The following is a 26,632-nucleotide window of genomic DNA, read 5'->3' on the forward strand; positions in this document are numbered from 1 at the left end:
CGGATGCCCGTTCGGCAGAGGTTTCCAGTATCCATGCGTAACGATTTCGCCATCGAACCCGACCCGCAGGCGCGGCTTATCTATGTCGGCCAGGACCGGGCGGGTCACTGGCTGGTCCAGGATAGCGCGGGCCAGTTGGAGGGCCGTTTCATCTCGCGCGGCGCGGCGATGCGCTATGCGGTCGAGGAAGCCGAAATCTATCATGCCAGCGTCGCGGTCGCCGAAAAGGCGCTGACCCCGCTGGTATCGTTCGACCCGGTGGCGGCCGACGCCTCCATGCTGTCGCGTGCGGCATGAGTGAGCGGCAGGCCATGCGATACCGCCACGACCCCCGCTGGCCCGCCGTCGAGGCGGCGTTGAGCGCCCTGCGCGAGCGGCATCGCTGCGCGGTGCGGATCGTCGATACCGATTGCGGCGCGGGCGGGTTCCTGATCGCGGTCGCCGAACAGGCGCGCGCGATGGGCTTTACCGCGATCGAGGGGCGGGGGCTCGGCGGCTCGCCCGCGCTGATCGGTCGCGCCCGCGCTGCTGCCCGGCGTCACCGCCATGCCGCGATGGGCCTGGTGTTCGAACGTGGCGACCCCATCGCGGCGCTGGCCGAGGAACGCGACTTTCCCGCCGACATCCTGGTCTGCCATCGGTGCGACGCTCAGAAGGACGTGCTTCGGGCCGCAGCGGCATGTGTGATCGGCGATCCATGCGACGAATATGAACAGGAGATGGCGGCATGAGCGGGCGGGACATGGCATGGCGGGCACTGGGCGCGGTGATGACGCTGGGCGCGGTGGTGGCGACGTTGACCGGCCCGGCGGAATCGTTGCTGGCGCTGTTCTGGTTTCTGGTGGCGCTGGGCGGTGTCGTGCTGATGCTGAACGGCAAGCACCTGATCCAGGCGCTGCGCGCCGAACGGCGCGGGCATCCCTACACGGCCGAGGCCATTCATGCCGCGCGCCTGCGCCGGGGGCGGCGGTCATGAGCCGGGACACGGGTTTTGCCCTGCGCGGCAACGCGCTCCATGCCGAGGGCGTCGCGCTGAGCCGGATCGCGCAAGACGTCGGCACGCCGACCTATGTCTATTCGGCGGGCGCGTTGCGCACGGCGGCGCGGCGGTTTCGCGAGGCGCTGTCGCCGATCCCCCGCAAGTCGCTGGCTTTCGCGGTCAAGGCGAACCCGTCGCTGGCCATGTTGTCGATCCTGCGCGACGAGGGCTTCGGCGCCGATATCGTCTCCGGCGGCGAACTCACCGCCGCACTGGGGGCCGGTATGATGGCGCGTGACATCGTCTATTCGGGCGTCGGCAAGACCCCGGAGGAACTGGCGCGGGCGCTGCGGGCCGGGGTCGGCCATATCAACCTGGAGGGCGAGCGCGAGGGCGAAGTGCTTGCCGCAACCGCCGTACGGCTTGGCCTGGGCGCGACGGCGATGCTGCGCGTCAATCCCGATGTCGATGCGGGCACCCATGCCAAGATCACGACCGGCACCAGCGACAGCAAGTTCGGCGTCCCCATCGCCGATGCGATCGGCATCTATGATCGGCTGGCGTATCGGTCGGGCCTGACGCTGCATGGCGTCGCGGTGCATATCGGCAGCCAGATCATGGACCTGGCGCCGCTGGAGGCCGCCTATCGTCGGATCGGCGAGCTGGTCGCGGCGCTGCGGGCGCGGGGGCATGTCATCACCCATGTCGATCTGGGCGGCGGCCTGGGCGTGGATTATCGGGGCGGGCCGGGCGGCGATGTCGCCGCCTATGCCGCGATGGTCGCGCGGGTGACCCAGGATTGGGACGTGACGCTGATGTTCGAGCCGGGGCGCTATATCGCGGCCCATGCCGGGGTGCTGCTGACCCGTGTCCTGTGGGTGAAGCCGGGCGCGGAATGTCCGTTCGTTGTGATCGACGCGGGCATGAACGATCTGGTGCGACCTGCGCTCTATGATGCCTGGCACGACTTCGCGGCGGTCGCCCCGAACGGTGCGACGATGCGCGCGCATGTCGTTGGCCCCGTCTGCGAAAGCAGCGACCGTTTCGCCAGGGCAAGGCTGGTCGACCGGGTGAAGGAGGGCGATCTGGCCGTCCTGCGCGACGCCGGGGCTTACGGCGCGTCCATGGCATCCTGCTACAACAGCCGGGCGCTGGCGGCCGAGGTGATGGTCGAGGGCGATCGCTATGCCGTCATCGCGCCGCGCATCGACGCGGCGGCGATCCGGCCGCAGATGGTGCCGGACTGGCTGAGTGGCACGGCGCTCGATCATGCGGCGTGATCCGGGCGGCGGGGGGCCGACAAACTCCCGCTTGTCCAGCGCAAATGCGCACTTTTCGCAAAGTTGGTGGACGTATCCGCGCAATGACGCTACCGGCTCACGCTTCCGAGTGGAGGGTTGAATGGGTTATCGCGTTGTGGTCGCCGGGGCTTCGGGCAATGTCGGCCGGGAAATGCTCAACATTCTGGCGGAGCGGGAATTTCCGATCGACGAGATCGCGGTCGTCGCGTCGTCGCGCAGCCAGGGCGATCAGGTCGAGTTCGGCGAGACTGGCAAGAAACTGACCATCAAGAATATCGAGCATTTCGATCCGACCGGCTGGGACATCGCGCTGTTCGCGATCGGCAGTGACGCGACGAAGATCTATGCGCCCAAATTCGCCGCCGCCGGCTGCGTGGTGATCGACAATTCGTCGCTCTACCGCATGGACCCGGACGTGCCGCTGATCGTGCCGGAGGTGAACCCCGATGCGATCGACGGCTACAAGGCCAAGAACATCATCGCCAACCCCAACTGCTCGACCGCGCAGATGGTCGTGGCGCTCAAGCCCCTGCACGACAAGGCGACGATCAAGCGCGTCGTAGTCGCGACCTATCAGTCGGTGTCGGGCGCGGGCAAGGCGGGCATGGACGAGCTGTTCGAGCAGAGCCGCAACATCTTCGTCGGCGATCCGGCCGAACCCAAGAAGTTCACCAAGCAGATCGCGTTCAATGTGATCCCGCACATCGACAGCTTCCTGGACGACGGCTCGACCAAGGAAGAGTGGAAGATGGTCGCCGAGACCAAGAAGATCCTCGACCCCAAGGTCAAGGTGACGGCGACGTGCGTGCGCGTGCCCGTCTTCGTCGGTCATTCCGAGGCGCTGAACATCGAGTTCGAGAACGAGATTTCGGCCCAGGAAGCGCAGGACATCCTGCGTGAGGCGCCCGGCATCATGCTGGTCGACAAGCGCGAGGACGGCGGATACGTGACCCCGGTCGAATGCGTCGGCGATTTCGCGACCTTCATCAGCCGCGTTCGCGAGGATTCGACGGTCGATAACGGCCTGTCGCTGTGGTGCGTATCGGACAACCTGCGCAAGGGCGCGGCGCTGAACGCGGTGCAGATCGCCGAACTGCTCGGCCGCCGTCACCTGAAGAAGGGCGACTGACGCCAAATTCCTCCCCGGCAACGGGGAGGGGGACCGCCGCGAAGCGGTGGTGGAGGGGGCTCTCCGCTGGGCAAGTCCTATGTGGAAGCCTCCCTCCGTCAGCGCTGGCGCGCTGCCACCTCCCCGTACCGGGGAGGACTGGTTCACCGCCCCATATACAGGCCCGGCCGGTGCCAGGCGAAGAGGATCAGGCTGATCGCCGCCGCGCTGATCGCCGACCACATCATCTGCATGCCCGAGACGACCGGGATCGCCATGGCCAAAATGAAGACGTCCAGTGCGACCTGGGTCATGCCCATGTTCCACCCCCGCTTGCGATAGAGCCAGATGGTGATGACCCCGGTGCCGCCGACCCCGGCCTGATGCCGGGCGAGCGACAATATGCCCATGCCGATGACCGTGCCGCCGACCAGCGCGGCGAAGGCCGGATGCACGCCATCGACATGCACCGACACCCGCGTGATCGCCGAGGCGACGCCGATGCCGATATTGACCAGCACCGTCTTCACCGCGAACCGCGCCCCCATCACCTTGTGCGCGAACAGGAAGAAGGGAATGTTGACCAGCGTGAACAGCACGCCCGCGGGCAGCGGCACCAGATAGGACAGCAGCAGCGCGACGCCCGCGATCCCGCCCGTCACCAGCCCCGCCGCCTTCAGGAAGATCAGCCCGACGACCAGCAGCGTCACGCCGATGAAGATCGCATAGGCGTCCTCCAGCAGGCTATGCGGTCGGCCCATCGGGCTGGGCGGCAGGGTTTCGGCAGGGGAAGCGGTCGCTGCGGTCATCGAGGGTCCGGATCAAGGGTCCGGCATCCACTCCCGATTGGCCTGCTTCTTGGCGGCAGAGACGGGACCCTTATCGCAATCGATGCAAAAAGGCCAATTCCTTCGCCTAGCGCAGGATCAGCCAGCCCAGCCCCATCAGCACCACCAGCGCATAGAGCCCGCCCTTGGTGCGCAGCAGATAGCTGGCCCCCAGCACCCCGGTCGCGGCCAGCGCGCAGGCCGCGACCCGGTCGGCGGCGATCCACTCTAGGATGACGAACGCCCCCACCATATTCGCCGCCGCGTTGACCGCGATCCACAGATAGGAGGGCAAGGCACCGATCGATCCGAGGAGCGGAATCTTGATCGTCGCGAAGCCCCGCATGGTGCCGGGAAACAGATCGGCGGCGAGATGGAAGCCCACCCCGAAGCCCAGCCCGGCCGCGACCGGCCAGGTCCGCAGGTCGAGCGTCGCGATATAGAAGGGCAGGACGCTGTGGACCAATGCGCTGCGATGCTGAAGCTGGAGCGGCGTGTCGAGATCGGGCAACCGCGTGCCCGCCGCCGTCGCCGCCGCGACCGTGGCGATCAGCATCCACGGTCCACCCCCACCGGCGAACGCCAGGATCACCGCCAGTAGAAGGAACAAGGATGCTGCCATGGGCGGCGGCTAACGGCTTGTACTCCTTTTGTCCATGTTCGCGACTCGCGGGCAATCAGAAAAAACTGCGGATTCCCGCCATTTTGCGTCGGCTTGATCAGAAGCAGAGTCATGACGGGCTCGTCGCTCTTCCGAACAGGTCAAGGGTACAATTTTTTGAGGGTGGTCGTGGCGGGTCGCTGCGGCATAGTCGGGGGCATGACCATGCAGGCCAAAGCCGGTGTCGCGGCGCTGACCGACCGCGAAAAACAGACGCTGCGCCTGATCGTGCGGGGGCATGACGCCAAGTCGATCGCGCGCGAGTTGAACCTGTCGGTCCACACCATCAACGAACGCCTGCGCGACGCCCGCCGCAAACTGGCCGTGTCGAGCAGCCGCGAGGCGGCGCGGATGCTGCTGGAGGTGGAGGGTGAACCGCAGGTCGCGACCCCCTATTCCTTGGGGGACATAAGGATCGGGGAAGATCGTCGGGTCGGGGTGGCGGATGAAGCACCGGCGCCGGTCATCGGCGCGGGGCGCGGCAACCGCCGTCCCCGGATCATCATCGGAGCGACGCTCATGACCTTTGCCCTCAGCCTTCTGGCCCTTGGTGGCCTGATCCATATGGCTTCCGCACCGCCCCAAGTGGCCCCGGCTCCGGCTTCGTCCACGGCGACCGATCCGGCGGTGGTCGAGGTCGCGCAACATTTCGTCCAGTTGATCGACCAGGGTCGCTGGGCGGACAGCTATCGCATGACCACGGACAGCTTCCGCAGGCTCAACACCGAACAGGTCTGGGCAAGCACGTCGGAAAAGGTGCGGGCGCCCTTGGGCAAGATGGTGTCGCGCGCCTTCCTGAGCCAGGACGACATCCCCGCGCCGCCCGCCGGTTATCGGATGGTGCGGTTCAACACGCGGTTCGGCACTGCGGCCGCCATCGTCGAAACCGTGACGCTGGAGCGTGAGAATGGCGAGTGGCGGGTTGCCGGGATTTACGTGGGGTAGGAGGGGTACTCCTACTCCTTCCCTTGCAGATGGAGGAATGGTCGAAGAAGTGAGGGCGGTCGCGGCGGCAAGAGAGGTCCACATCCCGCCCGATCCGTATTAGGAGGGCCCGGTACAGTTTCATGCCGGAGACAGAACCCTTGGCCGACACCGCCCCCGAAACCCGCTTCTTCGACAGCTTCGACGGCACGCCGATCGCCTGGCGTGAAATGGGGGAGGGGCGGCCCGTGGTGCTGATCCATGGCTATTTCTCCGACGCGCAGACCAACTGGATACGGTACGGCCACGCCGCCGCCATCGCGGCCAAGGGCTACCGGGTGATCATGCCGGACCTGCGTGCCCATGGCGAAAGCGGCAAGCCGCATGACCCCGCCGCCTATCCCAAGGACGCGCTGACCCGTGATGGTCATGCGCTGGTCGAGCATCTGGGGCTGACCGACTATGATCTCGGCGGCTATTCGCTGGGCGCGCGGACGGTCAGCCGGATGCTGGCGACAGGCGCGGAGCCGGGCAAGGCGATCTTTGCGGGCATGGGGCTGGAGGGATTGCTCCATACCGACCGCCGGGTCGCGCATTTCACCAATATCCTGACCCGGCTGGGTGAGCATCCGCGCGGCACCCCCGAATGGATGGCGGAGGCGTTCCTGAAGACGACCGGCGGCGATCCGGTGGCGCTGCTGCATATCCTTCAGACCTTTGCCGATACGCCCCTTTCGGCGATCGAGGGCTTCGACCTGCCGGCGTTGGTCGTGGCGGGCGTCGACGATTTCGACAATGGCGCGGCGGTCGAGCTGGCCGACGCGCTGCCGCGCGGGCGCTATGTCGAGATTCCGGGTAACCATATGGGATCGGTGACCAAAGCCGAACTGGGCGCGGCGATCGCGCAGTTCCTGGCCGCTTGACGGCGGCGACCAAAGCCGCGCAACTGCACGCCATCCGCCCCGGTTTGAGGGCGTTTCCGATGTTCAGGGGGATAGCATGATCCGTTCCGCCGTATCCGGCACCGTATTGGCCTTTGCGCTCGCCGGGGCTGCCCATGCCCAGACGGCCGCGCCCGCCGCTCCGGCGACCCAGCCGCCTGCGACCGTCGCCGGAGCGGACGCCTTCGTCGCCGAGGCCGAGAAGACGCTGGCCGAAAAGTCGGTCGGTGCGCAGCAGGTCGCGTGGGTCAACGCGACCTATATCACCGATGACACCGATGCGCTGGCCGCTGCCTCGGGCGCGGAGATGACCGATCTGGCCGTCCGCTACGGCCTGGGCGCGGCGCGCTATCAGGCACTGCCGGGCCTGTCCTATGACACCAAGCGCAAGCTCGACCTGCTGCGCGGCGGCATCACCCTGCCAGCGCCCACCACACCCGGTGCGGCGGCGCAGCTGTCGATGCTCACGACGCGCATGTCCTCCTCCTACGGCAAGGGCAAGGGGGTGCGGAACGGCCAGCCGATCAACGGATCGGACATCGAGGCCGCGATGGGCGACGAGCGCGATCCGGCTCGCTTGAAGGAGATGTGGATCAGCTGGCACGACAATGTCGGCGCGCCGATGCGGGCCGATTATGCCCAGATGACCGGCCTGGCGAACCAGGGCGCGAGGGAACTCGGCTATGCCGATGCGGGTGCCTTGTGGCGGTCGGGCTATGACATGAGCCCCGAGCAATTCGCGCAGCTGACCGACAAGATCTGGGGCGAGCTGGAGCCGCTCTACAAGGCGCTGCATACCTATGTCCGCTGGAAGCTGAACGAGAAGTATGGCGACGCGGTCCAGGCGAAGTCGGGCCCGATCCGTTCCGACCTGCTGGGCAATATGTGGGCGCAGGAATGGGGCAATATCTACGACATCGTCGCGCCCAAGGGGGCGGGCGACGTCGGATACGACACCGGTGAGCTGTTGAAGGCCAAGGGCTACGACCCGATCAGGATGGTGAAGACGGGCGAGGGCTTCTACTCCTCGCTGGGCTTCGCGCCATTGCCGCAGACTTTCTGGCAGCGCTCGCAGATCGTGAAGCCCGCCGACCGCGAGGTGATCTGCCATGCCTCGGCCTGGGATATCGACAACAAGGACGATATCCGCATCAAGATGTGCACGAAGGTGAATGCCGACGATTTCGTGACCATCCATCACGAACTGGGCCACAATTACTATCAGCGCGCGTACAAGGACCAGCCGTTCCTCTATAAGAACGGTGCGAATGACGGCTTTCATGAAGCGATCGGTGACACCGTCGCGCTGTCGATCACGCCAGATTATCTGGTGAAGATCGGCTTGCTCGACCCGGCCAAGGTCCCCAGCGCTGACAAGGATATCGGCCTGCTGCTGCGCCAGGCGATGGACAAGGTCGCATTCCTGCCCTTCGGCCTGCTGATCGACAAGTGGCGTTGGGGCGTGTTCTCGGGCCAGATCCCGGCGGGCCAGTATCAGGCGGGCTGGGACGCGCTGCGCCTGAAATATCAGGGCGTGGTGCCGCCGGTCGCGCGCGACGAGACGAAGTTCGATCCGGGTGCCAAGTATCACATCCCGGCGGGCGTCCCCTATGCGCGCTACTTCCTGGCGCGCGTGCTGCAGTTCCAGTTCTACAAGGCGGCCTGTGACCAGGCCGGGTGGAAGGGGCCGCTGCACCGCTGTTCCTTCTATGGCAACAAGGCGGTGGGCCAGAAGCTGAACGCGATGCTGGCGATGGGCCAGTCTAAGCCCTGGCCGGATGCGTTGCAGGTGTTCACGGGCAGCCGCGAAATGTCGGGCAAGGCGCTGGTCGAGTATTTCGCGCCGCTCAAGACGTGGCTGGACCAGCAGAACAAGGGCAAGCCGCAGGGCTGGTGATGTTCCAAGTGGGGCGGGGCGGGGGGCTCGCAGGCTTGGCCCCTCCACCCCTCGCTGACGCGAGCGGTCCCCCTCCCCAAGCGCAGCTTGGGGAGGATTTAAGAAGACCCGCCGCATTCCTCCCCAAGCTTGCTTGGGGAGGGGGACCGCCGCGAAGCGGTGGTGGAGGGGCTCGTCGGCCTCGGTCAGCCCTTTGGCTGCCACCTTGTCTTGCAGGGAAGCAGGTTTCGCCTGCCGTTCAGCTCGATCCTACCTCTATTCCCGTTCAGCCTAAGCGAGTACCCCCGTTCAGCCTAAGCGAGGTCGAAGGCCATGCCTGGCGCATCCCCGAAGGAGGGGGCCCCTCGGCCTTCGACTTCGCTCAAGCCGAACGGAGGGTTAAGGCGTCAGTCCTTCTTGGTCCCACCGTCCTTGCCTTTACCCTTCCCGCCATCCCGCGTGGGAGTGCTGCCCTTCAGCGACAAGAGCGCCGCCGTCAGCCCGGCCGCTGCCGCCAGGCTGCCCAGGATCGAGGCCACGCCCCATTTGCCGCCGACCCGATCCAGTCCGTGCTTGCCGAGCGCGGGTGCAGGAGCGGGCTTGATCGCGGCGGGTTTGCGCGGGGGGGCTTTGCGCGGCGTGACGCGCTTGGTCGAGCGGGGCTTGGGCGGAGCCTTGGCCTTGGCGGGGGGCTGGACAGGTGGCTGGGGAGCCTGGGTTTCGCCACCCTCAATCGGTTCGGCCACGGGCGCGGTATCGTCCGTCACCGGCTCGGGCTTGACGGTGGGGCGCTTGCGGGGCGCGGGGGCACCTGCCGCCTTGGGTGAGGCTCGGCGGCGGGGCGGGCGTGGTTTTTTCGGGTCCGTGGTGTCGACCATGACGAAATCCCCCATTTGATCAAAACAGTTTCGGTTCGTCACCGTAACGCCTTTGCCCGCCCCCGGTTGCCGATCAGCGGAAGGGCGGTTCGTTGAAGGCGCGCAGCTTGCGGCTATGCAGCTTGTTGCCTTCCCGGCGCAACTGCTCGCACGTCTCGATACCGATCCGCATATGCTCGCTGATCGCCCGCTCGTAGAAGCGGTTGGCCTGACCCGGCAGCTTCAACTCGCCGTGCAGCGGCTTGTCCGACACGCAGAGCAGCGTCCCGTACGGCACGCGGAAACGATAACCCTGCGCCGCGATCGTCGCGGACTCCATATCGATGCCGACCGCGCGGCTGAGCGAGAAGCGCAGCGCCGACTTGGAATAGCGCAGCTCCCAGTTGCGGTCGTCGGTGGTGACGATGGTGCCGGTGCGCAGGCGGCGCTTCAGATCGTCGCCCGACTGGCCCGACACGATCTCGGCCGCCTTGGCGAGCGCAACCTGCACCTCGGCGATGGCGGGCACCGGAATTTCCGGGGGCAGCACGTCGTCGAGCACATGGTCGTCGCGAAGATAGGCGTGCGCCAGCACATAGTCGCCGATCCGCTGGCTGGGCCGCAGGCCGCCGCAATGGCCGATCATCAGCCACGCCTCGGGCCGCATCACGGCCAGATGGTCGCAGATCGTCTTCGCGTTGGATGGGCCGACGCCGATATTGACCAGCGTGATGCCGGTGCCGTCCTTGGCGACCAGGTGATAGGCGGGCATCTGGTGTCGCCGCCACGCGCTGTCGGTGACGATCTTGTCGACATCCTGCGGCCGCTCGATCACCACCCCGCCAGCACCCGACAGCGCGGTGAAGCGCGAGCCTTCGCCGAGCTGCGACGCGCCCCAGCGGACGAACTCGTCTACATAGCGGTGATAGTTGGTGAACAGCACGAAGCGCTGGCAATGCTCGGGCGGCGTGCCGGTATAGTGGCGAAGCCGCGCAAGCGAGAAGTCGGTGCGCAGGCCATCGAACAGCGCCAGCGGCCGGTTGCCGTCGGCGGTCATCCACAGCCCGTCGGCGATCTCGTCCCCGATATGCGCCAGTTCGGTCGCGGGGAAGAACCGCGCCAGCTCGGCGGCGGAAACCGTGTCCAGGCTCAGCGCATGGCCGGGATCGAGGACATAGGGGAAGGGTATTTCCTGCCGCCCGGCCACCGCCTCGACCGAGACGTCGTAATCCTCGATCAACAGCGTCAGCTGCTCGACCAGATAATCCTTGAACAGCGCGGGCTTGGTGACGCTGATCCGATAGTCGCCCGGCGACACCAGCCGACCGAAGGAGCGCATCGGGGCCGGACGGCCGCCCTCGCCGCGATAGACCAGGCGGATCTCGGGATAGGCGAAGCAGCCATGCGCCCGATCCTCGAGCGTCGGGGCGGTTCCGTCCCGCAGATAAAGCGTCAACGCCTCCTTCAGACGCGTGACGGAGGCGGTATAAAGGCGGTCGAGGTCCTCGACGATCTGAACGGCTTGAGTCATCGTCCAGAGCTAAGGCGTGCCGCCGGTTCTGGCAAGCCGGAGCGGGGTCGGGGAAAGTGATGCTGGTCAGGCCTGAGCCTGAAATTCCAACCTCCGTTCAGCCTGAACGGAGTTGGGTAAGAATAGAGTGGGCCACCACCCCAAGCCCTCCCCAAGCATTGCTTGGGGAGGAAGCCTGATGGGGCTCAGGCGCCCTGGATCGAGTTGTCGTCATCCGATGGCGACCGCAGCTTGGAAGCGCCGAAGGCAGCCCCCGCAACGGCGGCCGCGACGCCCGCCGCGATCCCGGCGGCGGCATAGGGATGTTCCTTGACCTTGTCGCCGGCGGCCTTGGCGGCATCCTGTGCCTTTTCGCCAAGGCTCTTGGGCGCGGCCTGCTTTTCGGGGGGGACATAGGTGGTCATGGCCGGTGCTCCTCTCGTATGAACGTACCTGCCTGCGAAAAACGCGGCAGGGCCCGGTGCTGTTCCGCCCCCGATCCGATCGGTCATCCGGTTCGCCGGATCAGAGCGTCTCGAGCAGATGCTCGGCCGAGCTGACCTTGAACTCGCCGGGCGCCTCCACGAACAGCTGTTCGACCACGCCGTCGTTCACCAGCATCGTGTAGCGCTGGCTGCGCGTTCCCATGCCGAACTTCGAGCCGTCCATCGTCAGGCCCGTCGCCTTGGCGAAGTCGGCATTGCCGTCCGCCAGCATGGTGATCGCATCGGTCCCGTTCACCTGGCCCCAGGCCTTCATGACGAATACGTCGTTGACCGAGGTGCAGGCGATCTCGTCCACGCCCTTGGCCTTCAGTGCGGCTGCCTGGTTGACGAAGCCCGGCAGATGCTGTGCCGAACAGGTCGGCGTGAAGGCGCCGGGCACCGCGAACAGCGCCACGCGACGCCCCGCGAAGAAGTCGGTGGTCGTCACCTGTTCGGGGCCTTCGGGCGTGACCTTGACCAGCGTGGTGGTGGGGAGGCGGTCTCCGACCTTGATCGTCATCTTGCTCATCCTGCTGGGGGCCTCGGCGGGATGCCGGGCGAACGGGGCCGTTCATGGGGCCGAACCATGGCCGATTTCAAGCATGGCGAGGCGCGGTGTCGATCCCTATAGTCGGTTGCGTGCATCAACTGACCTATCTTTCCGGCCAATTCCTGCTGGCCATGCCCGGCATGGGCGATCCCCGTTTCGATCACGCCGTCATCGCGATGTGCGCGCATGACGAGGGCGGCGCGCTCGGCATCGGACTGGGTGCGACGATCGACGGGATCGGCTTTCACACGCTGCTCGACCAGTTCGAGATTCCGCATGGCGACGCGCCCAACGCGCCGGTCCATTTCGGCGGCCCGGTCGAGCCGCGCCGGGGTTTCGTCCTCCACAGCCATGACTGGCAGGGGCAGGACAGCGTGGATGTCAGTGGCCGCTGGGTCCTGTCGAGCACCGTCGACGTGCTGCGCGCGATCGCCGACGGGCGGGGGCCCGAGCGCTGGATCGTCGCGCTGGGCTATGCCGGATGGGACGCGGGCCAGCTGGAAGAGGAGCTTAGCGCGCCCGGCTGCTGGTTCACGGTCGGCGGTGAGCGGCGCGTGCTCTACGATGTCGCGCCGGAGGATCGGTGGCAGGCCGCGTTCGGGACCGCCGGGATCGATCCCCGATTGCTGGTGACCGGGGGCGGCACGGCCTGATCCACCCGATTTCTTCTCCGTACAGGGGAAGAATGCCACGCACTGAAGCATATAAAGATATCTTTATATTTGATCCGTAAGACGAAGGCCGCTAAGGCGTGGCGCGTGCCGATCGGCGTGAGCCACGTCTTGGTCGGCCCCATTTTGCACGGAGTTTCGTCGTGTCCACGACTGCCGCCACCAAGAACGATTATGTCATCAAGGACATCAGCCTCGCTGATTTCGGTCGCGCCGAGATCAAGATCGCCGAGACCGAGATGCCCGGCCTGATGGCCCTGCGCGACGAATTCGGCGCTGCTCAGCCGCTCAAGGGCGCGCGCATCACCGGCTCGCTGCACATGACGATCCAGACCGCCGTGCTGATCGAGACGCTGACCGCGCTGGGCGCCGATGTGCGCTGGGCGACCTGCAACATCTATTCGACCCAGGACCATGCCGCCGCCGCGATCGCGGCTTCGGGCGTGCCGGTCTTCGCCGTGAAGGGCGAGACGCTGGCCGAATATTGGGACTATGTCGGCGACATCTTCACCTGGGACGGCGACGTCGAGGGTCAGACCGCCAACATCATCTTGGACGATGGCGGCGACGCGACCATGTTCGCGCTGTGGGGCGCCAAGCTGGAAGCCGGCCAGAGCTTCGGCGAGCCGGAGAATGAGGAAGAGGTCGAGTTCCAGCGTTCGGTCAAGGCGTTCATCGCCAAGAAGCCGGGCTACCTGACCCAGACCGTCAAGAACCTGAAGGGCGTGTCGGAAGAGACCACGACCGGCGTTCACCGCCTGTACGAGATTGCGAAGAAAGGCGAGCTGCCTTTCCCCGCCATCAACGTCAACGACTCGGTCACCAAGTCGAAGTTCGACAATCTGTACGGCTGCAAGGAGTCGCTGGTCGACGCGATCCGTCGCGCCACCGACGTCATGCTGGCGGGCAAGGTCGCCGCGGTCGCCGGTTTCGGCGACGTGGGCAAGGGCTCGGCCCAGTCGCTCCGCAACGGCGGCGCGCGCGTGCTCGTGACCGAAATCGACCCGATCTGCGCATTGCAGGCGGCGATGGAGGGCTTCGAGGTCGTGACCATGGATGAGGCCGTGAAGCGCGCCGACATCTTTGTGACCGCCACCGGCAATGCCGACGTCATCACCGCCGATCACATGAAGGCGATGAAGCCGATGTCGATCGTCTGCAACATCGGCCACTTCGACAGCGAGATCCAGATCGCGGCGCTGTCGAACTACAAGTGGACCGAGGTGAAGCCCGGCACCGACCTGGTCGAATTCTCCGACGGCAAGCAGATCATCGTGCTGGCCAAGGGCCGCCTGGTGAACCTGGGCTGCGCGACCGGCCACCCGTCCTTCGTGATGTCGGCCTCGTTCACCAACCAGACGCTCGCCCAGATCGAGCTGTGGACCAAGGGCGAGAACTATAAGAACGAAGTCTACGTCCTGCCCAAGCACCTCGACGAAAAGGTCGCAGCACTCCACCTCGAAAAGCTGGGCGTCCAGCTTTCGAAGCTGTCGGAGAAGCAGGCCGCCTATATCGGCGTGCCGGTCGAAGGCCCGTTCAAGCCGGATCACTATCGCTACTGATCCAGCGTCCGGTCTTTCGCCGGGAAAATCAGGGGCCGTCCGAAAGGGCGGCCCCTTTTTCATGTCGGGGGCGGGACGAGCCCGTCTTGCATATGGCATATCGCCCGCCGATCGGGTTAGAGATGGGCCGATGCAACGTCCTCGACCAGACCTTCTCGGATGATCCCGTCGGGCACGATCACCATCGGCAGCGTCGAGGCGGTCCTATTGGGGGCGGGCGCGTGCGGGCTGATCATCCTGGGCATGGTCCTGCTGTTCCTGGGTATCCGCGCGCGGGCCGAGGCGTCCGCCGTGCGGGTGGAGCACGACCGGCTCGACGCACTGCTGCGTGCGGGACCGGCGCAGGCGATGATCATTCGTACCGATGGCCGGATCGAGATGCCGCCGCGCTTGGCCGACTGGCTGGGCCTGATCGACGCGGCGCGCTTCCTGGAAGAACTGACCGCCGATGATGGCGGTCTGACGCCCGAGGATCAGGCGCTGCTCGCCGCCGACCTGAACGCCGCGCAGAAGACCGGGCGACGCTTTCGCCGGATCGTCCGGCCGCAGGGATCGCCCCGCACGCTGCTGTTCGAAGGCGCGCGAGCACCCGGCGATCAGGGTGCGGCCGGCGCGGTCGTGACCTGGGTCTTCGACATGACCGAGGCGCAGGACGAGATTACGCGACTGGATGCCGAGGCGCGGCGGCTGGGCGACGCGTTCCACGCGCTGACCGGCCTGATCGAGGCGGCGCCGCTGCCCATGTGGTATCGCGGCGCCGATCTGCGGCTGGCGATGGTGAACAGCGCCTATGTCGAGGCGGTCGAGGGACGCGATGCGTCCGATGTCGTCGGGCGCGGGCTGGAGCTGGTCGAGGGATCGGGACGGGGCGGCCCATTGGCCGGGGCGGCGGCGGCGCGCGACCAGGGGCGGCCGCACGAGCAGGTGCTGCCCGCGACGATCGATGGCGCCCGGCGCGCGCTGCGCATCTTCGACGTGCCGCTGCCCACCGGCGGCATCGCTGGCTTCGCGGTCGATATCGACGATCTGGAACAGTCGCGCGCCGGGGCCAAGCGTTTCGCCGAGGCGCAGCGGGCGATGCTCGACCGGCTGTCGGCGGCGGTGGCGCATTTCGGGCCGGACCGCGGCCTCGTCTTCTGCAACCAGCCGTTTCGGCGCATGTTCGCGATGCGCGCCGAGTGGCTGGCCGACCATCCCGAGTTCGACCGCGTCCTGGAACGGATGCGCGAGGCCAATCGCAGCCCCGAGGTGCGCGATTTTCCGGGCTGGAAGGCCGAGCGGGTCGGCTGGTTCCGCCAGGCCAGCGGCGGTATCGAGGAGGCATGGCACCTGCCGGGTGGCACGCATCTTCGCGTTGTGGCGCAGCCCTTGCCCGATGGCGGCCTGTTGCTGATCTTCGAGGACCGGACCGAGGAGGTGCAGCTGGCCTCCGCGCGCGACACGCTGCTGCGCGTACGGACCGCGACCTTTGACAATCTGTTCGAGGCGCTGGGCGTCTTCTCGGCCGATGGCCGGTTGCAGTTGTGGAACAACCGCTTCCGCGCGCTGTGGGGCCTGGAGGAGGATTTCCTGACCAGCCATCCGCGCGTCGACGCCTTTGCCGAGCGGATCGCCGAGCGGTTGTCGACGCCGGGGCGGTCGGGCCTGATCGTCGATCTGGTCCGCTCCGCGACGCTCGAGCGGCAGCAGCGCGGCGGCCGTGTCGCCTTTGCCGATGGACGGCATTTCGAATTTGCGGGCGTACCGCTGCCCGATGGCAACGCGCTGTTCACCCTGCTCGACATCACCGACAGTCGCCGCGCGGAGCAGGCGTTGCGGGATCGCGCCGACGCGCTGGAGGCGAGCGACCGGGTCAAGACCGCCTTCGTCGCCAATATGAGTTACGAGTTGCGCACGCCGCTGACGTCGATCAGCGGCTTTGCCGAGATGCTGCACGGCGGTTTCGCGGGCCCCTTGCCGGACACCGCGACCAGCTATGTCGAGGCGATCCTGGAGTCGACCGAGCGGCTGACCCTGTTGGTCGACGACGTGCTCGACCTGACGCGCAGCCAGGCGGATGGCGAGATGGCGCGCGAGGATGTCGAGCTGTCGCGCGTCGCCCGCGCCGCCGCCGACACGATCCGGCCGGTCGCGACCCGGCGCAAGCTGGACTTCGCGGTCGAGGTTCATCGCTCGCTGGGCCGGATCACCGGTGACCGGCGTCGCCTGCAGGAAACGATCGAGCATCTACTGCGCCATGCCGTCGAACAGACGCCCGAAGGCGGCCGCATCCTGCTTCATGCCGATGGCGATTCGGCGCGGGCCCGGATCATCGTGTCCGACGATGGTCGGGGCATGGACGAGCAGGCGGTCGCGCGCGCCTTCGACCGCTTCGCCGAATCCGGCATCACCGCGCCGGGTGAGCGCGCGCTGGGCCTGGGCCTGCCGCTCGCCAAGACCTTCGTCGAGGCACATGGCGGCACCGTCACCCTGCTGTCCGAGCCGGGGGCGGGGACGCTGGTGACCGTCGAACTGCCGCGCCGCCCCGAAAAGGACAAATCATGACGATCCGGCTGGCCGATGCCGCCGCCACCGAGGATTTCGGGCGGCGGCTGGCGGTGCATCTTCGCCCCGGCGACGTGGTCACGCTGACCGGGACGCTGGGGGCGGGCAAGACCAGCCTCGCGCGCGGCCTGCTCGCCGCGCTCGGCCTGCCGGGTGAAGCACCGTCGCCAAGCTTTGCGATCGTCCAGCCCTATGCGCCGCCCGAAACCACGATCCCCGTCCTGCATGTCGATCTTTACCGGCTCGACGGGCCGGAGCAGATGGAGGAACTGGGGCTGGACGAGGCGCTGTGGGATTCGGCGTTGATCGTCGAGTGGCCCGACCGGGTGGGCGAGGGGGCTTGGCCTCAGGCGCTGGCGCTCACCATCGCGATGGACCCGGACGGCGGACGCATCTTGACAGCGAAGATACCCTCGGGCTGGGAAAACCGATGGCCGATATGACCCCTCCGGCGGATGCCGCCGCCTTTCTGACGACGCTGGGATGGGAGGGGGCGGTGATCGCTCCGCTCGCGGGCGATGCGTCTTTCCGTCGTTATTTCCGGGTGACGCATGCGACGCGCCGGGCCGTCCTGATGGATGCGCCGCCGCCGCATGAGGACCCGCGCCCCTTCATCGCGATCGCGCGCTGGCTGGTCGGCCGGGGCTTTGCCGCCCCCGCGATCCTGGGCGCGGACGAGGAACGCGGCCTCGTCCTGATCGAGGATTTCGGCGACGACCGGATGCGCGAGGCGATCGAGGCCGATCCCGACGTGACGGTGAAACTGTACGGCGATGCGGTCGATCTGCTGGCGGCGCTGCGCGGGCACGCGCCGGAGGGGTTGGCCCCCTATGATGCCGCCGTTCTCCACCGTGAAGTCGGCCTGTTTCCGGACTGGTATACGCCAGCGGTCGGCCTAGACGTGGATGTCGAGGGCTATCGCGCCGCCTGGGACCAGGTGTTCGCCCATGCGCTGGCCGACAAGCCGGTGACGGTGCTGCGCGACTATCATGTCGAAAACCTGATGCTGGTCGGCCCCGAACGGACCCTTGGCCTCTTGGATTTTCAGGACGCACTGGCGGGGCACCCGGCTTATGACCTCGTCTCGCTGCTCCAGGATGCGCGCCGCGATGTCGAGCCGTCGATCGAGGACGCGATGCTGCGGCGCTACCTGGCCGCGACCGGCGAAGGCGAGGCGTTCCTGAACGCCTATCATGTGCTGGGCGCGCAGCGGAACGCCAAGATCCTGGGCATCTTCACCCGCTTGTGGAAGCGGGACGGCAAGCCGCGTTATGCCGCGCTTTGCCCGCGCGTCTGGGCCTATCTGGAACGCGATCTGTCGCAGCCCGTGCTGGCCCCGGTGGCAGCCTGGTTCGACGACAATGTGCCACCCGAAATGCGCGGCGATCCGCAGCGTCTGGCGACGGAAGGACAGGGCGAATGACCCGGCAGCTCTCGCTCCGTCCGACCCCCGGCGGGCAGGTGCCGCGCACCGCGATGGTGATGGCGGCGGGCCTGGGCAAGCGGATGCGCCCGCTGACCGCCACGCGGCCCAAGCCTTTGGTCTCGGTCGCAGGCAAGCCGCTGATCGACCATGTCTTCGACAGGCTGGTGGCGGCCGGTGTCGAGCGGGCGGTCGTCAATGTCCATTATCTGGCCGACCAGCTGGAGGCGCATCTGAAGGATCGCTTTCCGGGGATCGATATCGTCATCTCGGACGAGCGCGAGCAGTTGCTCGAAACCGGTGGCGGGCTGGTCAAGGCCAAGCCGCTTTTGGGCGACGATCCGATCCTGGTCGTCAACAGCGATAATCTGTGGATCGACGGGCCGGTCGACGCGATCCGCCTGCTGTCGTCGCGCTGGGACGCGGCGACGATGGACGCGCTGCTGCTGATGGTGCCGCTGGCGCGTGCGCACAACCATAACGGACAGGGCGATTTCCATCTGGGTGCCGATGGCCGGATCACCGCGCGACGCCAGCCCGGCCGGGTCGCGCCCTTTTCCTATACCGGGCTCCAGATCCTGCACCCGCGCCTGATCGCCGACGCACCCGAGGGGCCGTTCTCGACCAACCTGTTCTGGAACCGCGCGATCGAGGCGGGTCGGGCCTATGGCCAGGTCCATCAGGGCTTGTGGTTCGATGTCGGCAGCCCGCGCGCCATTCCGCAGACGGAGCTGATCCTCGCGGATGGCTGAACCACGCCGCCCACGGTTGCACACCATCCCGGCGCATCGCGGCTTTGCCGATGCGCTGGTCGCCGGGCTTATGCGGCGCGCCGGTGGTGATCCGCTGACGCTGGCGCAGGGCATGATCCTGCTGCCGACCAATCGCGGCGTCCGCGCCGTCACCGAAGCGTTCGTGCGCGCCAGCGGCGGCGGCCTGATCCTGCCGCGTATGGTGGCGCTGGGCGATCCCGAACTGGGCGAGGCTGCGGGCTCCGCGCTCGACCCCGCCGATGCCGAAGCGCCGCCGCCGCCCGCGATATCGCCGTCTGCGCGCCGGATGATCCTGGCCCGGCTGGTCGAGCAGGAGCGGCAGCGCGCCGGGCAACCGGTGACCGCGGCGGAGGCGGTGCGGCTGGCGGGCGATCTCGCCCGCACGCTCGACCAGATGCTGGTCGAGGAGGTCGATCCGGCGGCGCTGGCCAGCATCGATCTCGGGCCCGAACTGACCGAACACTGGCAATCGGCACTGGCGACCTTTTCGGTCGTCCTGGACCGCTGGCCCGCTGTGCTGGAGCGGATGGGGCGGATCGACGCGGCCAGGCGGCGGACCCTGCTGCTCGACCGGACCGCCAGACGCTGGGCCGAGGCGCAGCCTGCCGGGTTTATCTGTGCGGCGGGCATCACCGATACCGCGCCTGCCGTCGCACGGTTGCTCCGCTGCGTATCCGAAATGCCGGGCGGGTCGGTGGTCTTCGCCGGGCTCGACCTGACCATGCCCGACGAGGAATGGGACTCGCTGGGCCCGCACAAGCCCGACCCGGACACCGGGCGCACCCGCCGTTCGGTCGAGACCCATCCGCAATATGCGCTGAAACTCCTGCTCCACCGCATGAGCGTGGCGCGCGGCGAGGTCACGGTCTGGCGCGGCGGCGGTGATTATGATGCGGGCCCGGTGCGCGGGCGGGCGATCGCCAATGCCATGGCCCCAGCCGACTTCACCGGCAAATGGACCGACCTGCCCGCCGAGGACCGGCGGCTGTCGGGTGTCTCGACCATCGAACTCGCCACCCCGGCCGAGGAGGCGCAGGCGATCGCGCTGGCGCTGCGCGAGGCGATCGAGGAGCCGGGCCGCACCGCCGCGCTCGTTACCCCCGACCGGGCGCTGGCGCGGCGGGTGGCCGCGCATTGTCGGCGCTGGAACATCCTGATCGACGATACGGCCGGGCGGCCCTTGTCGATCCTGCTGCCCGGCACGTTCCTGCTGCAACTGGCCGAGGCGGCGGCGCAGCATTTCGCACCTCTGCCGCTGCTCGCGCTGCTCAAGCATCCGCTGATCCGCGGCGCGATGGAGCGGGTCGAGTGGCTCGACGGCGTCCGTGCGCTCGACCGCGCGCTGCGCGGCCCGCGGCCCGCGCCGGGGCTGGACGGCATCGCGGCCCATGTCGCGGACACGCCGAACGCGTCGGCCTTCTGGGCCAAGGCCGCGCCGATGCTGGCGGCGGTCGGGCGGACCTTTGGTGACGGACCGCAAGGACTGCGCAGCCTGCTCGCCTGTCTGCGCGAATGTGGGCAGACGCTGTGCGGTGACGCGCTATGGACTGGCCCTGCGGGGCGCGCGGCGGCGGAGTTTCTGGCGGGGTACGAGGAAGAGGCCGATCACGGCCCCGCCCGCGTCGATCCGACGGAACTGCCCGGCCTGCTGCGCAGCCTGTTCGACGAGATCGCCGTCCGCGCCATCCCGCGCGAGGGGCAGCATCCGCGCCTCGCCATCTATGGTCCGATCGAAGCGCGTCTTCAGACTGCCGACCTGATGATCGCAGGCGGCCTGAACGAAGGCGTCTGGCCCGGCCGACCCGCGCCCGATCCGTGGCTGGCACCGCGTATCCGTTCGCTGCTGGGACTGGTCGGGCTGGAGCAGCGGACCGGCATCGCCGCGCATGACCTGGCGCAGACGATGGGCGCGCCGCGCGCGATCCTGACCCGTGCGCGCCGCGATGCGAGCGGGCCTACCTTGGCCTCGCGCTTCTGGCTGCGGCTCCAGGCGATGGCGGGGGATCGGTTCGAGGCGCATCCGTCGCTGGCGCGCTGGGCGGTCGAGCTCGACCGGCCGCAGGATTACACTCCCGCCGATCGGCCCGCGCCCAAGCCGCCTGCTGCGCTTCGGCCCACCACGATCTCGGTGACCGAGGTCGACCGGCTGAAGGCCGATCCCTACGCCTTCTACGCGCGCCGGGTCCTGCGCCTGTCGCCGCTCGATCCGGTCGATGCCGATCCCAGCGCGGCGTGGCGCGGCACCGCCGTCCACGACATATTGGAAATGTGGTGGAAGGAGGACCGGTGCGACGTCGAGTCCTTGCGCCCCCGCGCGCTGGCGATGCTGCGCGACCAGAATACCCATCCGATGATGCGGGCTTTGTGGCAGCCCCGGCTGATCGAGGCGATCGACTGGATCGCCGCCGAGGTCGCCGCAAAGGCCGGTGAGGGCCGCAATGTCCTGAGCGCGGAGGGCAAGGGCGAGGCCAAGCTGGCGGGCGTGACGCTGACCGGCCGCTTCGACCGGATCGACAAGGCGGCGGACGGATCGCTGTTCGTCATCGACTATAAGACCGGCAAGCCGCCCTCGACCACAGCGGTGCGCGAGGGGTTCAGCCTGCAACTCGGCCTGCTCGGCCTGATCGCCGAGCGGGGTGGGTTCGAGGGCGTGTCCGGCAAGGCGGGCGGTTTCGAATATTGGTCGCTGGGGCGCGGGCGCGAGGGGCTGGGCTATATCGCCACCCCGGTCGATCCCGACGGCAAGCGCGAGCGGATCCGCACCGATGAATTCGTGTCGATCGCGGCGGCGAACTTCACCGAGGCGGCGGGGCAGTGGCTGACCGGCGACGCGCCGTTTACCGCCAAGCTGGTGCCGGAATATGCGCCCTATGCCGAATATGACCAGTTGATGCGGCGGGATGAATGGTATGGCCGTGACCGGTAAAACCTGGGCTGTGTTCGCACGTGATGGCGTGGCCTTCGACTTCGCTCAGGCTGAACGGAGCGGGGGCTTGGGTCCTACCTTCGTTCACGCTGAGCGAAGTCGAAGCGCACGGGACTCCAGCCGCCCGGAGGAAGCCGCATGAGCGCGCGGCCCATGGCGAACCTTCCGCCGCTCAAGGGCGATCAGGCCGCCGCGAGCGACCCCGCCGCGCATGTCTGGCTTTCCGCCTCGGCTGGGACCGGCAAGACGCAGGTGCTGGCCGCCCGCGTGTTCCGCCTGTTGCTGCGCGGTGTCGCGCCCGAGGCGATCCTGTGCCTGACCTTCACCAAGGCGGGCGCGGCCGAGATGGCGCAGCGGATCAACGGCCGCCTCGCCGCCTGGGTGCGGATGCCCGAGACGGAACTGTTCGCCGATCTCCGCGCGCTGGGCGAAACCGCGACGCCCGACCTGCGCGAGCGGGCGCGGACGCTGTTCGCCCGTGTGCTCGACGCACCGGGCGGAGGCTTGCGCATTCAGACCATCCACGGCTTTTGCCAGGGACTGCTCGCCGCCTTTCCAGTCGAGGCGGGGCTGGCCCCCGGCTTCCGTCCGCTGGAGGCGCGCGAGGAGGCGGTGCTGGCGCGCGAGGCCTTGGCCCGGATGCTGGAAACCGCCGAGCGTGAGGGCCGGGTCGGCCCGGTCGAGACGGTGGGCGCATTGTCGCTGCGGCTGGGCGAGGGCGGGGCGGAAGGCTTCCTTGCTGCCTGCGCCCGCGCGCCCGGCGCGCTGGAGGCGTTGCCCACCGGTATCCAGCCATGGCTCCGCCGCGCGCTCGACCTGCCCTCGGGCGATATCGACGAGGCGATTGCCGAGGGTGTCGAGGATATCGACGAGGACGCCGTCGTCCGGCTGGCGGGCGCCAACCGTGCCTGGGGAACGGCGACCGGCGACAAGGCCGCGGCGACGCTGGAACGCTGGATCGGCAGCGACCGGGCTGGCCGCGTCGCGTTGCTCGAAGAGCTGATGGGCACCGTCTTCACCGCCAAGGGCGAGCCGCGCAAGGCGTCCAAGAAACTCACCGACGCCGATCCCGATTACGAGGACATGGCGCGCGAACTGGGCGAGGCGTGTCGTCATCTGCTGGGCCTGGCCGCGCGGGCGCGTCATGCCGATCTGCTGGCCGATGCGCTGACCGTGGGACGCGACTATGCGCGGGCCTATACCCTGTCCAAGCGCGCGATCGGCGCGGTCGATTTCGACGACCTGATCCGCACCACCGTCGAACTGCTGGAACGGCCCGGCATCGGCGAGTGGGTCCGCTACAAGCTCGACCAGGTGACCGAGCATGTCCTGATCGACGAGGCGCAGGACACCAACGCGCATCAGTGGCGGATCGTCCGCGCCTTGGCAGACGAGTTCTTCGTCGGGCGCGGGCTCTATGCGCCCTCGACGCGGACGCTGTTCACGGTCGGCGATCACAAACAGGCGATTTTCGGTTTTCAGGGCACCGACCCGATCAATTTCCAGGCGGCCGAACTGCATTTCTCACGCCGTGCGGACGAGGTGGCGGGGGATGACGACTGGCCGGAGGACGAGCGCGGCCTGCCGTTCAACCAGCTTTCGCTGACCCACAGCTTCCGCTCGACCACGCCGATCCTGGAGTTCGTCGACGCCGCGATCGAGGCGCTGGGCGAGCCCGGCATGGGCATGGCGGGGGATGTGGAACGCCATGCCAGCGAGGTGAAGGGGCCCGGCCGCGTCACCCTGTGGCCGCCGGTCGTGGCGGGCGGCAGTGACGAGGACGAAGAGGGCTGGATCGACGATGCGGTGCGCAAGGTCGCCACCGACATCGCGCGCGCCGTCCGCCGCTGGCTCGATGACGGCGTGATGCTGGAGAGCAAGGGCCGTCGTCTGGAACCGCAGGACATCATGATCCTGGTCAAGCGGCGCGGCGACCTCGCCTCGCTGATCGTCGCGCGGCTCTATGCCGAGGGGGTGCCGGTGGCCGGTGTCGACCGGCTGCGGCTGAACGCGCCACTGGCGGTGCAGGACCTGCTGGCGACGGTACGCTTCGCGTTGCAGCCCGAGGATGATTTGTCGCTGGCGTCGCTGCTGATGTCGCCGCTGATCGGCTGGTCGCAGGAGCGGTTGATGGCGGCGGGGCACCGGGAGCGGGGATCGCTCTGGGGGCATCTGACGCGGACGCTGCCCGCCGACGATCTCGCGCCGCTGCGCCAGATGCTGGCGCGGGCCGATGTGTCGACGCCGTATCAGTTTCTGGAGGAATTGCTGTCGGGGCCGCTCGACGGTCGGCGCAAGCTGATCCGGCGGCTGGGGACCGAGGCGCGCGATCCGATCGAGGAACTGCTCAACGCCGCACTGACCTTTGAGAGCACGACGACGCCTTCGCTGCAACGCTTCCTCGACTGGTTCGATCGCGGCGATGTCGAGATCGTTCGCGACCCGTCCGCGCCGCTCGATGCGGTGCGGGTGATGACCGCGCATGGGTCCAAGGGATTGCAGGCGCCGCTCGTCATCCTGGCCGACGCGACTGCCGATCCGACCGCCGCACCGCGTTCGATCCTGCGCTGGACGCCCGAGCCGGGGGCGCAGCCCATTCCGGTGTTTCCCCCGCGCGCCGAGGAACGCGGCGGGCCACTCGATGCGGTGGCCGCCGAGATCGCCGCGCGCGAACTGGCCGAGCATTGGCGGCTCTTCTACGTGGCGGCGACCCGCGCGGAAGAGCAGTTGGTGGTCACCGGCGCGCTGGGTAAGCGGGCGGCGGGGGTGCCGCCGATGCACAGCTGGTACGCCACCTGCGCGCGCGCGATGACCGCGCTGGGCGTGGCCGAGGTCGAGCCAGGCGACGGCCAGTCGCGCCTTTTCCTGGGCACCATGCCGCAGGATCCGGTTGCCGCGCGCCCCGGCGCGGTCGTGGCGACCCGGCGCGAGGAGGTGGTCCTGCCCGACTGGGTTCATTCGCTCGCACCGCAAGAATCGCGCCCGCCGCGCCCGCTCGCACCGTCGTCGCTGGGCGAGGATATGGTCGCCGACCCGCCCCCGACGCCCGCGATGCGCGCGGCGGCCGAGCGTGGGCGGTTGATCCACTGTCTGCTCGAACGTCTTCCCCCGGTCGCGCCCGAGTTGCGGCGGGGGGCGGCCGAGCGCTGGCTGACCCAGGCGGCGGGCGTCGAGGACGCCGGCCTGCGCGCCGATGTGACGGCGGCGGTCTTCGCGATCCTGGACGATCCGGCCTTCGCGCCGTTGTTCGGGCCGGGCTCGCTGGCGGAGGGACCGATCGCGGCGACGCTGGCAAACGGTCTGGTCGTGTCGGGGCGGGTCGATCGGCTGCTGATCGGCGCGGACGAGGTGCGGCTGATCGACTACAAGACCGGACGCCGCGCGCCGGGCGGGATCGACGATGTGCCGGTGTTCCATCTGGCGCAGATGGCGGGCTATGCCGCCGCGCTGGAAGTGATCTTTCCGGGGCGGTCGGTGTCGGTTTCATTGCTCTACACGGCGGGACCGCGCCTCATCACCGTGCCCGATGCTGTCCTCGCCGCCCACAAGCCCGGCTATCGGGACCGGGAGCAAAGCTTGCCGCTCGGTGGTTGAGCGATGAACGCCGGCATCCTAGATGGATGACAATCCAAGGAGTATTGAGACTATGGCAACCAAGCAGATCACCGACGCCAGCTTCGAAGCGGACGTCCTGAACTCCGACAAGCCGGTGCTGGTCGATTTCTGGGCCGAGTGGTGCGGACCGTGCAAGATGATCGGCCCGTCGCTGGAAGAGCTGTCAGAGGAACTGGGCGAGCAGGTGACGATCGCCAAGCTGAACATCGACGACAATCCCGACGCGCCCGGCCGCTACGGCGTGCGCGGCATTCCGACGATGATCCTGTTCAAGGGCGGTGCGGCCGCCGCGACCAAGGTCGGCGCGGAACCGAAGGGCCGGATCAAGGCCTGGCTCGAAGGCGCGCTGTAAGGTTCGATTCGAGCACGCCCCTCCCGTAAATGGGAGGGGATGGGGGAGGGCAGGAAGCCTCACAGAGACCGATGCTTGCGGCACTTCCCTCCCCAAACCCCTCCCGCCTGCAGGAGGGGCTTCTGTTTGGGCTCAACTCAGCGGAATCATCACCACGTCGCGAAACGGTGCCCGCGCCTGTAGCGCCGCATACCAGCGCTCCAGGTTCGGCCGCGATGGCCGCTCGACCGGCAGTTGGAACCAGGTGTTTGCATAGGCCGCGACTGGAATATCCCCGATCCCGAACGCCTCGCCCGACAGCCATTCCTGCTGCCCGAGCACATCGTCCATGATCGCCGACAGCCCCGCCGCTCGCGCCACGCTCCGCTCGATCAGCGCCGTGTCGCGCTGCTCCGGCGCGGTCCGCACCATCTGGAAGAAGATCGGCCGGATCGCGTCGGCCCAGGTGAAGCCCCAGTCCATCCAGCGCTCGGCCGAAGCCCGTGCCTTCGGATCGGTGGGATAGACATCCTCGCCCCCATGGTTCGCCGCGAGATAACGCAGGATCGCATTCGACTCCCACAGGACGAAGCCGTCATCTTCGATCGTCGGGATCAGCGCGTTGGGATTGAGCGCGCGATACGCCTCGTCCATGCCGAACGGCCCGCCGACATCGCGGCGGTCATAGGCCAGGCCCATTTCCTCGGCCAGCCAGACGACCTTCTTGACGTTGTGCGAATTGAGGCGGCCCCAGATGGTCAGCATCGG

The 26,632-nt window shown here is 68.0% G+C and carries 24 protein-coding genes; 17 read left to right on the plus strand and 7 right to left on the minus strand.

The window, feature by feature from the left end; all coding sequences use genetic code 11:
- Window positions 1–33: 33 nt before the first annotated feature.
- From U1703_RS05000 to U1703_RS05020, 5 genes are all read left to right on the plus strand, one after another.
- Window positions 34–297, plus strand: a complete 264-nt coding sequence (locus U1703_RS05000; protein ID WP_332784836.1) for a hypothetical protein — start codon at window positions 34–36, stop codon at window positions 295–297.
- 14 nt (window positions 298–311) lie between these two features.
- Window positions 312–731, plus strand: coding sequence for an SAM-dependent methyltransferase (locus U1703_RS05005; RefSeq protein WP_332784837.1), 420 nt, complete (start codon window positions 312–314; stop codon window positions 729–731).
- Window positions 728–976, plus strand: a complete 249-nt coding sequence (locus U1703_RS05010; protein WP_332784838.1) for a hypothetical protein — start codon at window positions 728–730, stop codon at window positions 974–976. The genes U1703_RS05005 and U1703_RS05010 overlap by 4 nt, the downstream gene beginning before the upstream one ends.
- Window positions 973–2,259, plus strand: coding sequence for a diaminopimelate decarboxylase (gene lysA / locus U1703_RS05015; RefSeq protein ID WP_332784839.1), 1,287 nt, complete (start codon window positions 973–975; stop codon window positions 2,257–2,259). The genes U1703_RS05010 and lysA overlap by 4 nt, the downstream gene beginning before the upstream one ends.
- 121 nt (window positions 2,260–2,380) lie before the next feature.
- Window positions 2,381–3,409: an aspartate-semialdehyde dehydrogenase gene (locus U1703_RS05020; protein WP_332784840.1), complete on the plus strand. Its 1,029-nt coding sequence runs from the start codon at window positions 2,381–2,383 to the stop codon at window positions 3,407–3,409.
- Between the two features lie 143 nt (window positions 3,410–3,552).
- On the opposite strand, the gene U1703_RS05025 is transcribed toward U1703_RS05020, so the two are convergent.
- Both U1703_RS05025 and U1703_RS05030 read right to left on the minus strand, forming a co-directional pair.
- Window positions 3,553–4,197 carry a YitT family protein gene (locus U1703_RS05025; RefSeq protein ID WP_320452234.1) on the minus strand — a complete coding sequence of 215 codons (645 nt, stop codon included), beginning with the start codon at window positions 4,195–4,197 and terminating at the stop codon, window positions 3,553–3,555.
- A gap of 106 nt (window positions 4,198–4,303) precedes the next feature.
- Window positions 4,304–4,837 (minus strand): hypothetical protein, encoded by a 534-nt coding sequence (locus U1703_RS05030; RefSeq protein WP_320452235.1) that lies wholly within the window; start codon window positions 4,835–4,837, stop codon window positions 4,304–4,306.
- 198 nt (window positions 4,838–5,035) lie between these two features.
- Here U1703_RS05030 and U1703_RS05035 point away from each other — a divergent pair, with 198 nt between their 5' ends.
- The 3 genes from U1703_RS05035 (at window position 5,036) to U1703_RS05045 (ending at window position 8,638) form a co-directional block, all read left to right on the plus strand.
- Window positions 5,036–5,821, plus strand: a complete 786-nt coding sequence (locus U1703_RS05035; protein WP_332784841.1) for a helix-turn-helix domain-containing protein — start codon at window positions 5,036–5,038, stop codon at window positions 5,819–5,821.
- Window positions 5,822–5,943: 122 nt separating this feature from the next.
- Window positions 5,944–6,723 carry an alpha/beta fold hydrolase gene (locus U1703_RS05040; RefSeq protein WP_332784842.1) on the plus strand — a complete coding sequence of 260 codons (780 nt, stop codon included), beginning with the start codon at window positions 5,944–5,946 and terminating at the stop codon, window positions 6,721–6,723.
- A gap of 76 nt (window positions 6,724–6,799) precedes the next feature.
- Window positions 6,800–8,638 carry a M2 family metallopeptidase gene (locus U1703_RS05045; protein ID WP_332784843.1) on the plus strand — a complete coding sequence of 613 codons (1,839 nt, stop codon included), beginning with the start codon at window positions 6,800–6,802 and terminating at the stop codon, window positions 8,636–8,638.
- Window positions 8,639–9,024: 386 nt separating this feature from the next.
- Here U1703_RS05045 and U1703_RS05050 read toward each other — a convergent pair whose 3' ends face one another.
- The 4 genes from U1703_RS05050 to U1703_RS05065 form a co-directional block, all read right to left on the minus strand.
- Window positions 9,025–9,495: a hypothetical protein gene (locus tag U1703_RS05050; protein ID WP_332784844.1), complete on the minus strand. Its 471-nt coding sequence runs from the start codon at window positions 9,493–9,495 to the stop codon at window positions 9,025–9,027.
- 73 nt (window positions 9,496–9,568) lie between these two features.
- Window positions 9,569–11,005, minus strand: coding sequence for an AMP nucleosidase (locus tag U1703_RS05055; protein WP_320452240.1), 1,437 nt, complete (start codon window positions 11,003–11,005; stop codon window positions 9,569–9,571).
- Between the two features lie 185 nt (window positions 11,006–11,190).
- Window positions 11,191–11,409 (minus strand): hypothetical protein, encoded by a 219-nt coding sequence (locus U1703_RS05060; RefSeq protein WP_320452241.1) that lies wholly within the window; start codon window positions 11,407–11,409, stop codon window positions 11,191–11,193.
- A gap of 100 nt (window positions 11,410–11,509) precedes the next feature.
- Window positions 11,510–11,989, minus strand: coding sequence for a peroxiredoxin (locus U1703_RS05065; protein ID WP_320452242.1), 480 nt, complete (start codon window positions 11,987–11,989; stop codon window positions 11,510–11,512).
- Between the two features lie 119 nt (window positions 11,990–12,108).
- On the opposite strand from U1703_RS05065, the gene U1703_RS05070 reads away from it, so the two are divergent.
- The 9 genes from U1703_RS05070 (at window position 12,109) to trxA (ending at window position 25,885) form a co-directional block, all read left to right on the plus strand.
- Complete coding sequence (locus tag U1703_RS05070; protein WP_332784845.1) at window positions 12,109–12,672, plus strand: YqgE/AlgH family protein; 564 nt, start codon at window positions 12,109–12,111, stop codon at window positions 12,670–12,672.
- A gap of 161 nt (window positions 12,673–12,833) precedes the next feature.
- Window positions 12,834–14,252, plus strand: a complete 1,419-nt coding sequence (gene ahcY, locus U1703_RS05075; RefSeq protein WP_320452244.1) for an adenosylhomocysteinase — start codon at window positions 12,834–12,836, stop codon at window positions 14,250–14,252.
- 159 nt (window positions 14,253–14,411) lie between these two features.
- A complete protein-coding gene (locus tag U1703_RS05080) occupies window positions 14,412–16,796 on the plus strand; it encodes a PAS domain-containing sensor histidine kinase (protein WP_332784846.1) in 2,385 nt (794 codons plus the stop codon).
- Complete coding sequence (gene tsaE / locus U1703_RS05085) at window positions 16,793–17,239, plus strand: tRNA (adenosine(37)-N6)-threonylcarbamoyltransferase complex ATPase subunit type 1 TsaE (RefSeq protein WP_332784847.1); 447 nt, start codon at window positions 16,793–16,795, stop codon at window positions 17,237–17,239. Before U1703_RS05080 ends, tsaE begins: the two co-directional genes overlap by 4 nt.
- Window positions 17,236–18,219 (plus strand): aminoglycoside phosphotransferase family protein, encoded by a 984-nt coding sequence (locus U1703_RS05090; RefSeq protein WP_332784929.1) that lies wholly within the window; start codon window positions 17,236–17,238, stop codon window positions 18,217–18,219. The genes tsaE and U1703_RS05090 overlap by 4 nt, the downstream gene beginning before the upstream one ends.
- The gene (locus tag U1703_RS05095) at window positions 18,216–18,971 is read left to right on the plus strand and encodes a nucleotidyltransferase family protein (RefSeq protein ID WP_332784848.1); all 756 of its coding nucleotides are present in this window, start codon (window positions 18,216–18,218) and stop codon (window positions 18,969–18,971) included. Before U1703_RS05090 ends, U1703_RS05095 begins: the two co-directional genes overlap by 4 nt.
- The gene (locus U1703_RS05100; protein WP_332784849.1) at window positions 18,964–21,918 is read left to right on the plus strand and encodes a PD-(D/E)XK nuclease family protein; all 2,955 of its coding nucleotides are present in this window, start codon (window positions 18,964–18,966) and stop codon (window positions 21,916–21,918) included. The genes U1703_RS05095 and U1703_RS05100 overlap by 8 nt, the downstream gene beginning before the upstream one ends.
- Window positions 21,919–22,056: 138 nt before the next feature.
- Window positions 22,057–25,512 carry a double-strand break repair helicase AddA gene (gene addA / locus U1703_RS05105; protein ID WP_332784850.1) on the plus strand — a complete coding sequence of 1,152 codons (3,456 nt, stop codon included), beginning with the start codon at window positions 22,057–22,059 and terminating at the stop codon, window positions 25,510–25,512.
- Window positions 25,513–25,564: 52 nt separating this feature from the next.
- Window positions 25,565–25,885, plus strand: a complete 321-nt coding sequence (gene trxA / locus U1703_RS05110) for a thioredoxin (protein WP_007404159.1) — start codon at window positions 25,565–25,567, stop codon at window positions 25,883–25,885.
- A 132-nt stretch (window positions 25,886–26,017) separates the two neighbouring features.
- On the opposite strand, the gene U1703_RS05115 is transcribed toward trxA, so the two are convergent.
- Entirely contained in the window at window positions 26,018–26,629 is a 612-nt protein-coding gene (locus tag U1703_RS05115) for a glutathione S-transferase family protein (RefSeq protein WP_332784851.1), read from the minus strand.
- Between the last annotated feature and the right edge of the window lie 3 nt (window positions 26,630–26,632).

Source organism: Sphingomonas flavida (assembly GCF_036663655.1).
In the GTDB taxonomy this organism is placed as follows: Bacteria; Pseudomonadota; Alphaproteobacteria; order Sphingomonadales; family Sphingomonadaceae; genus Sphingomonas.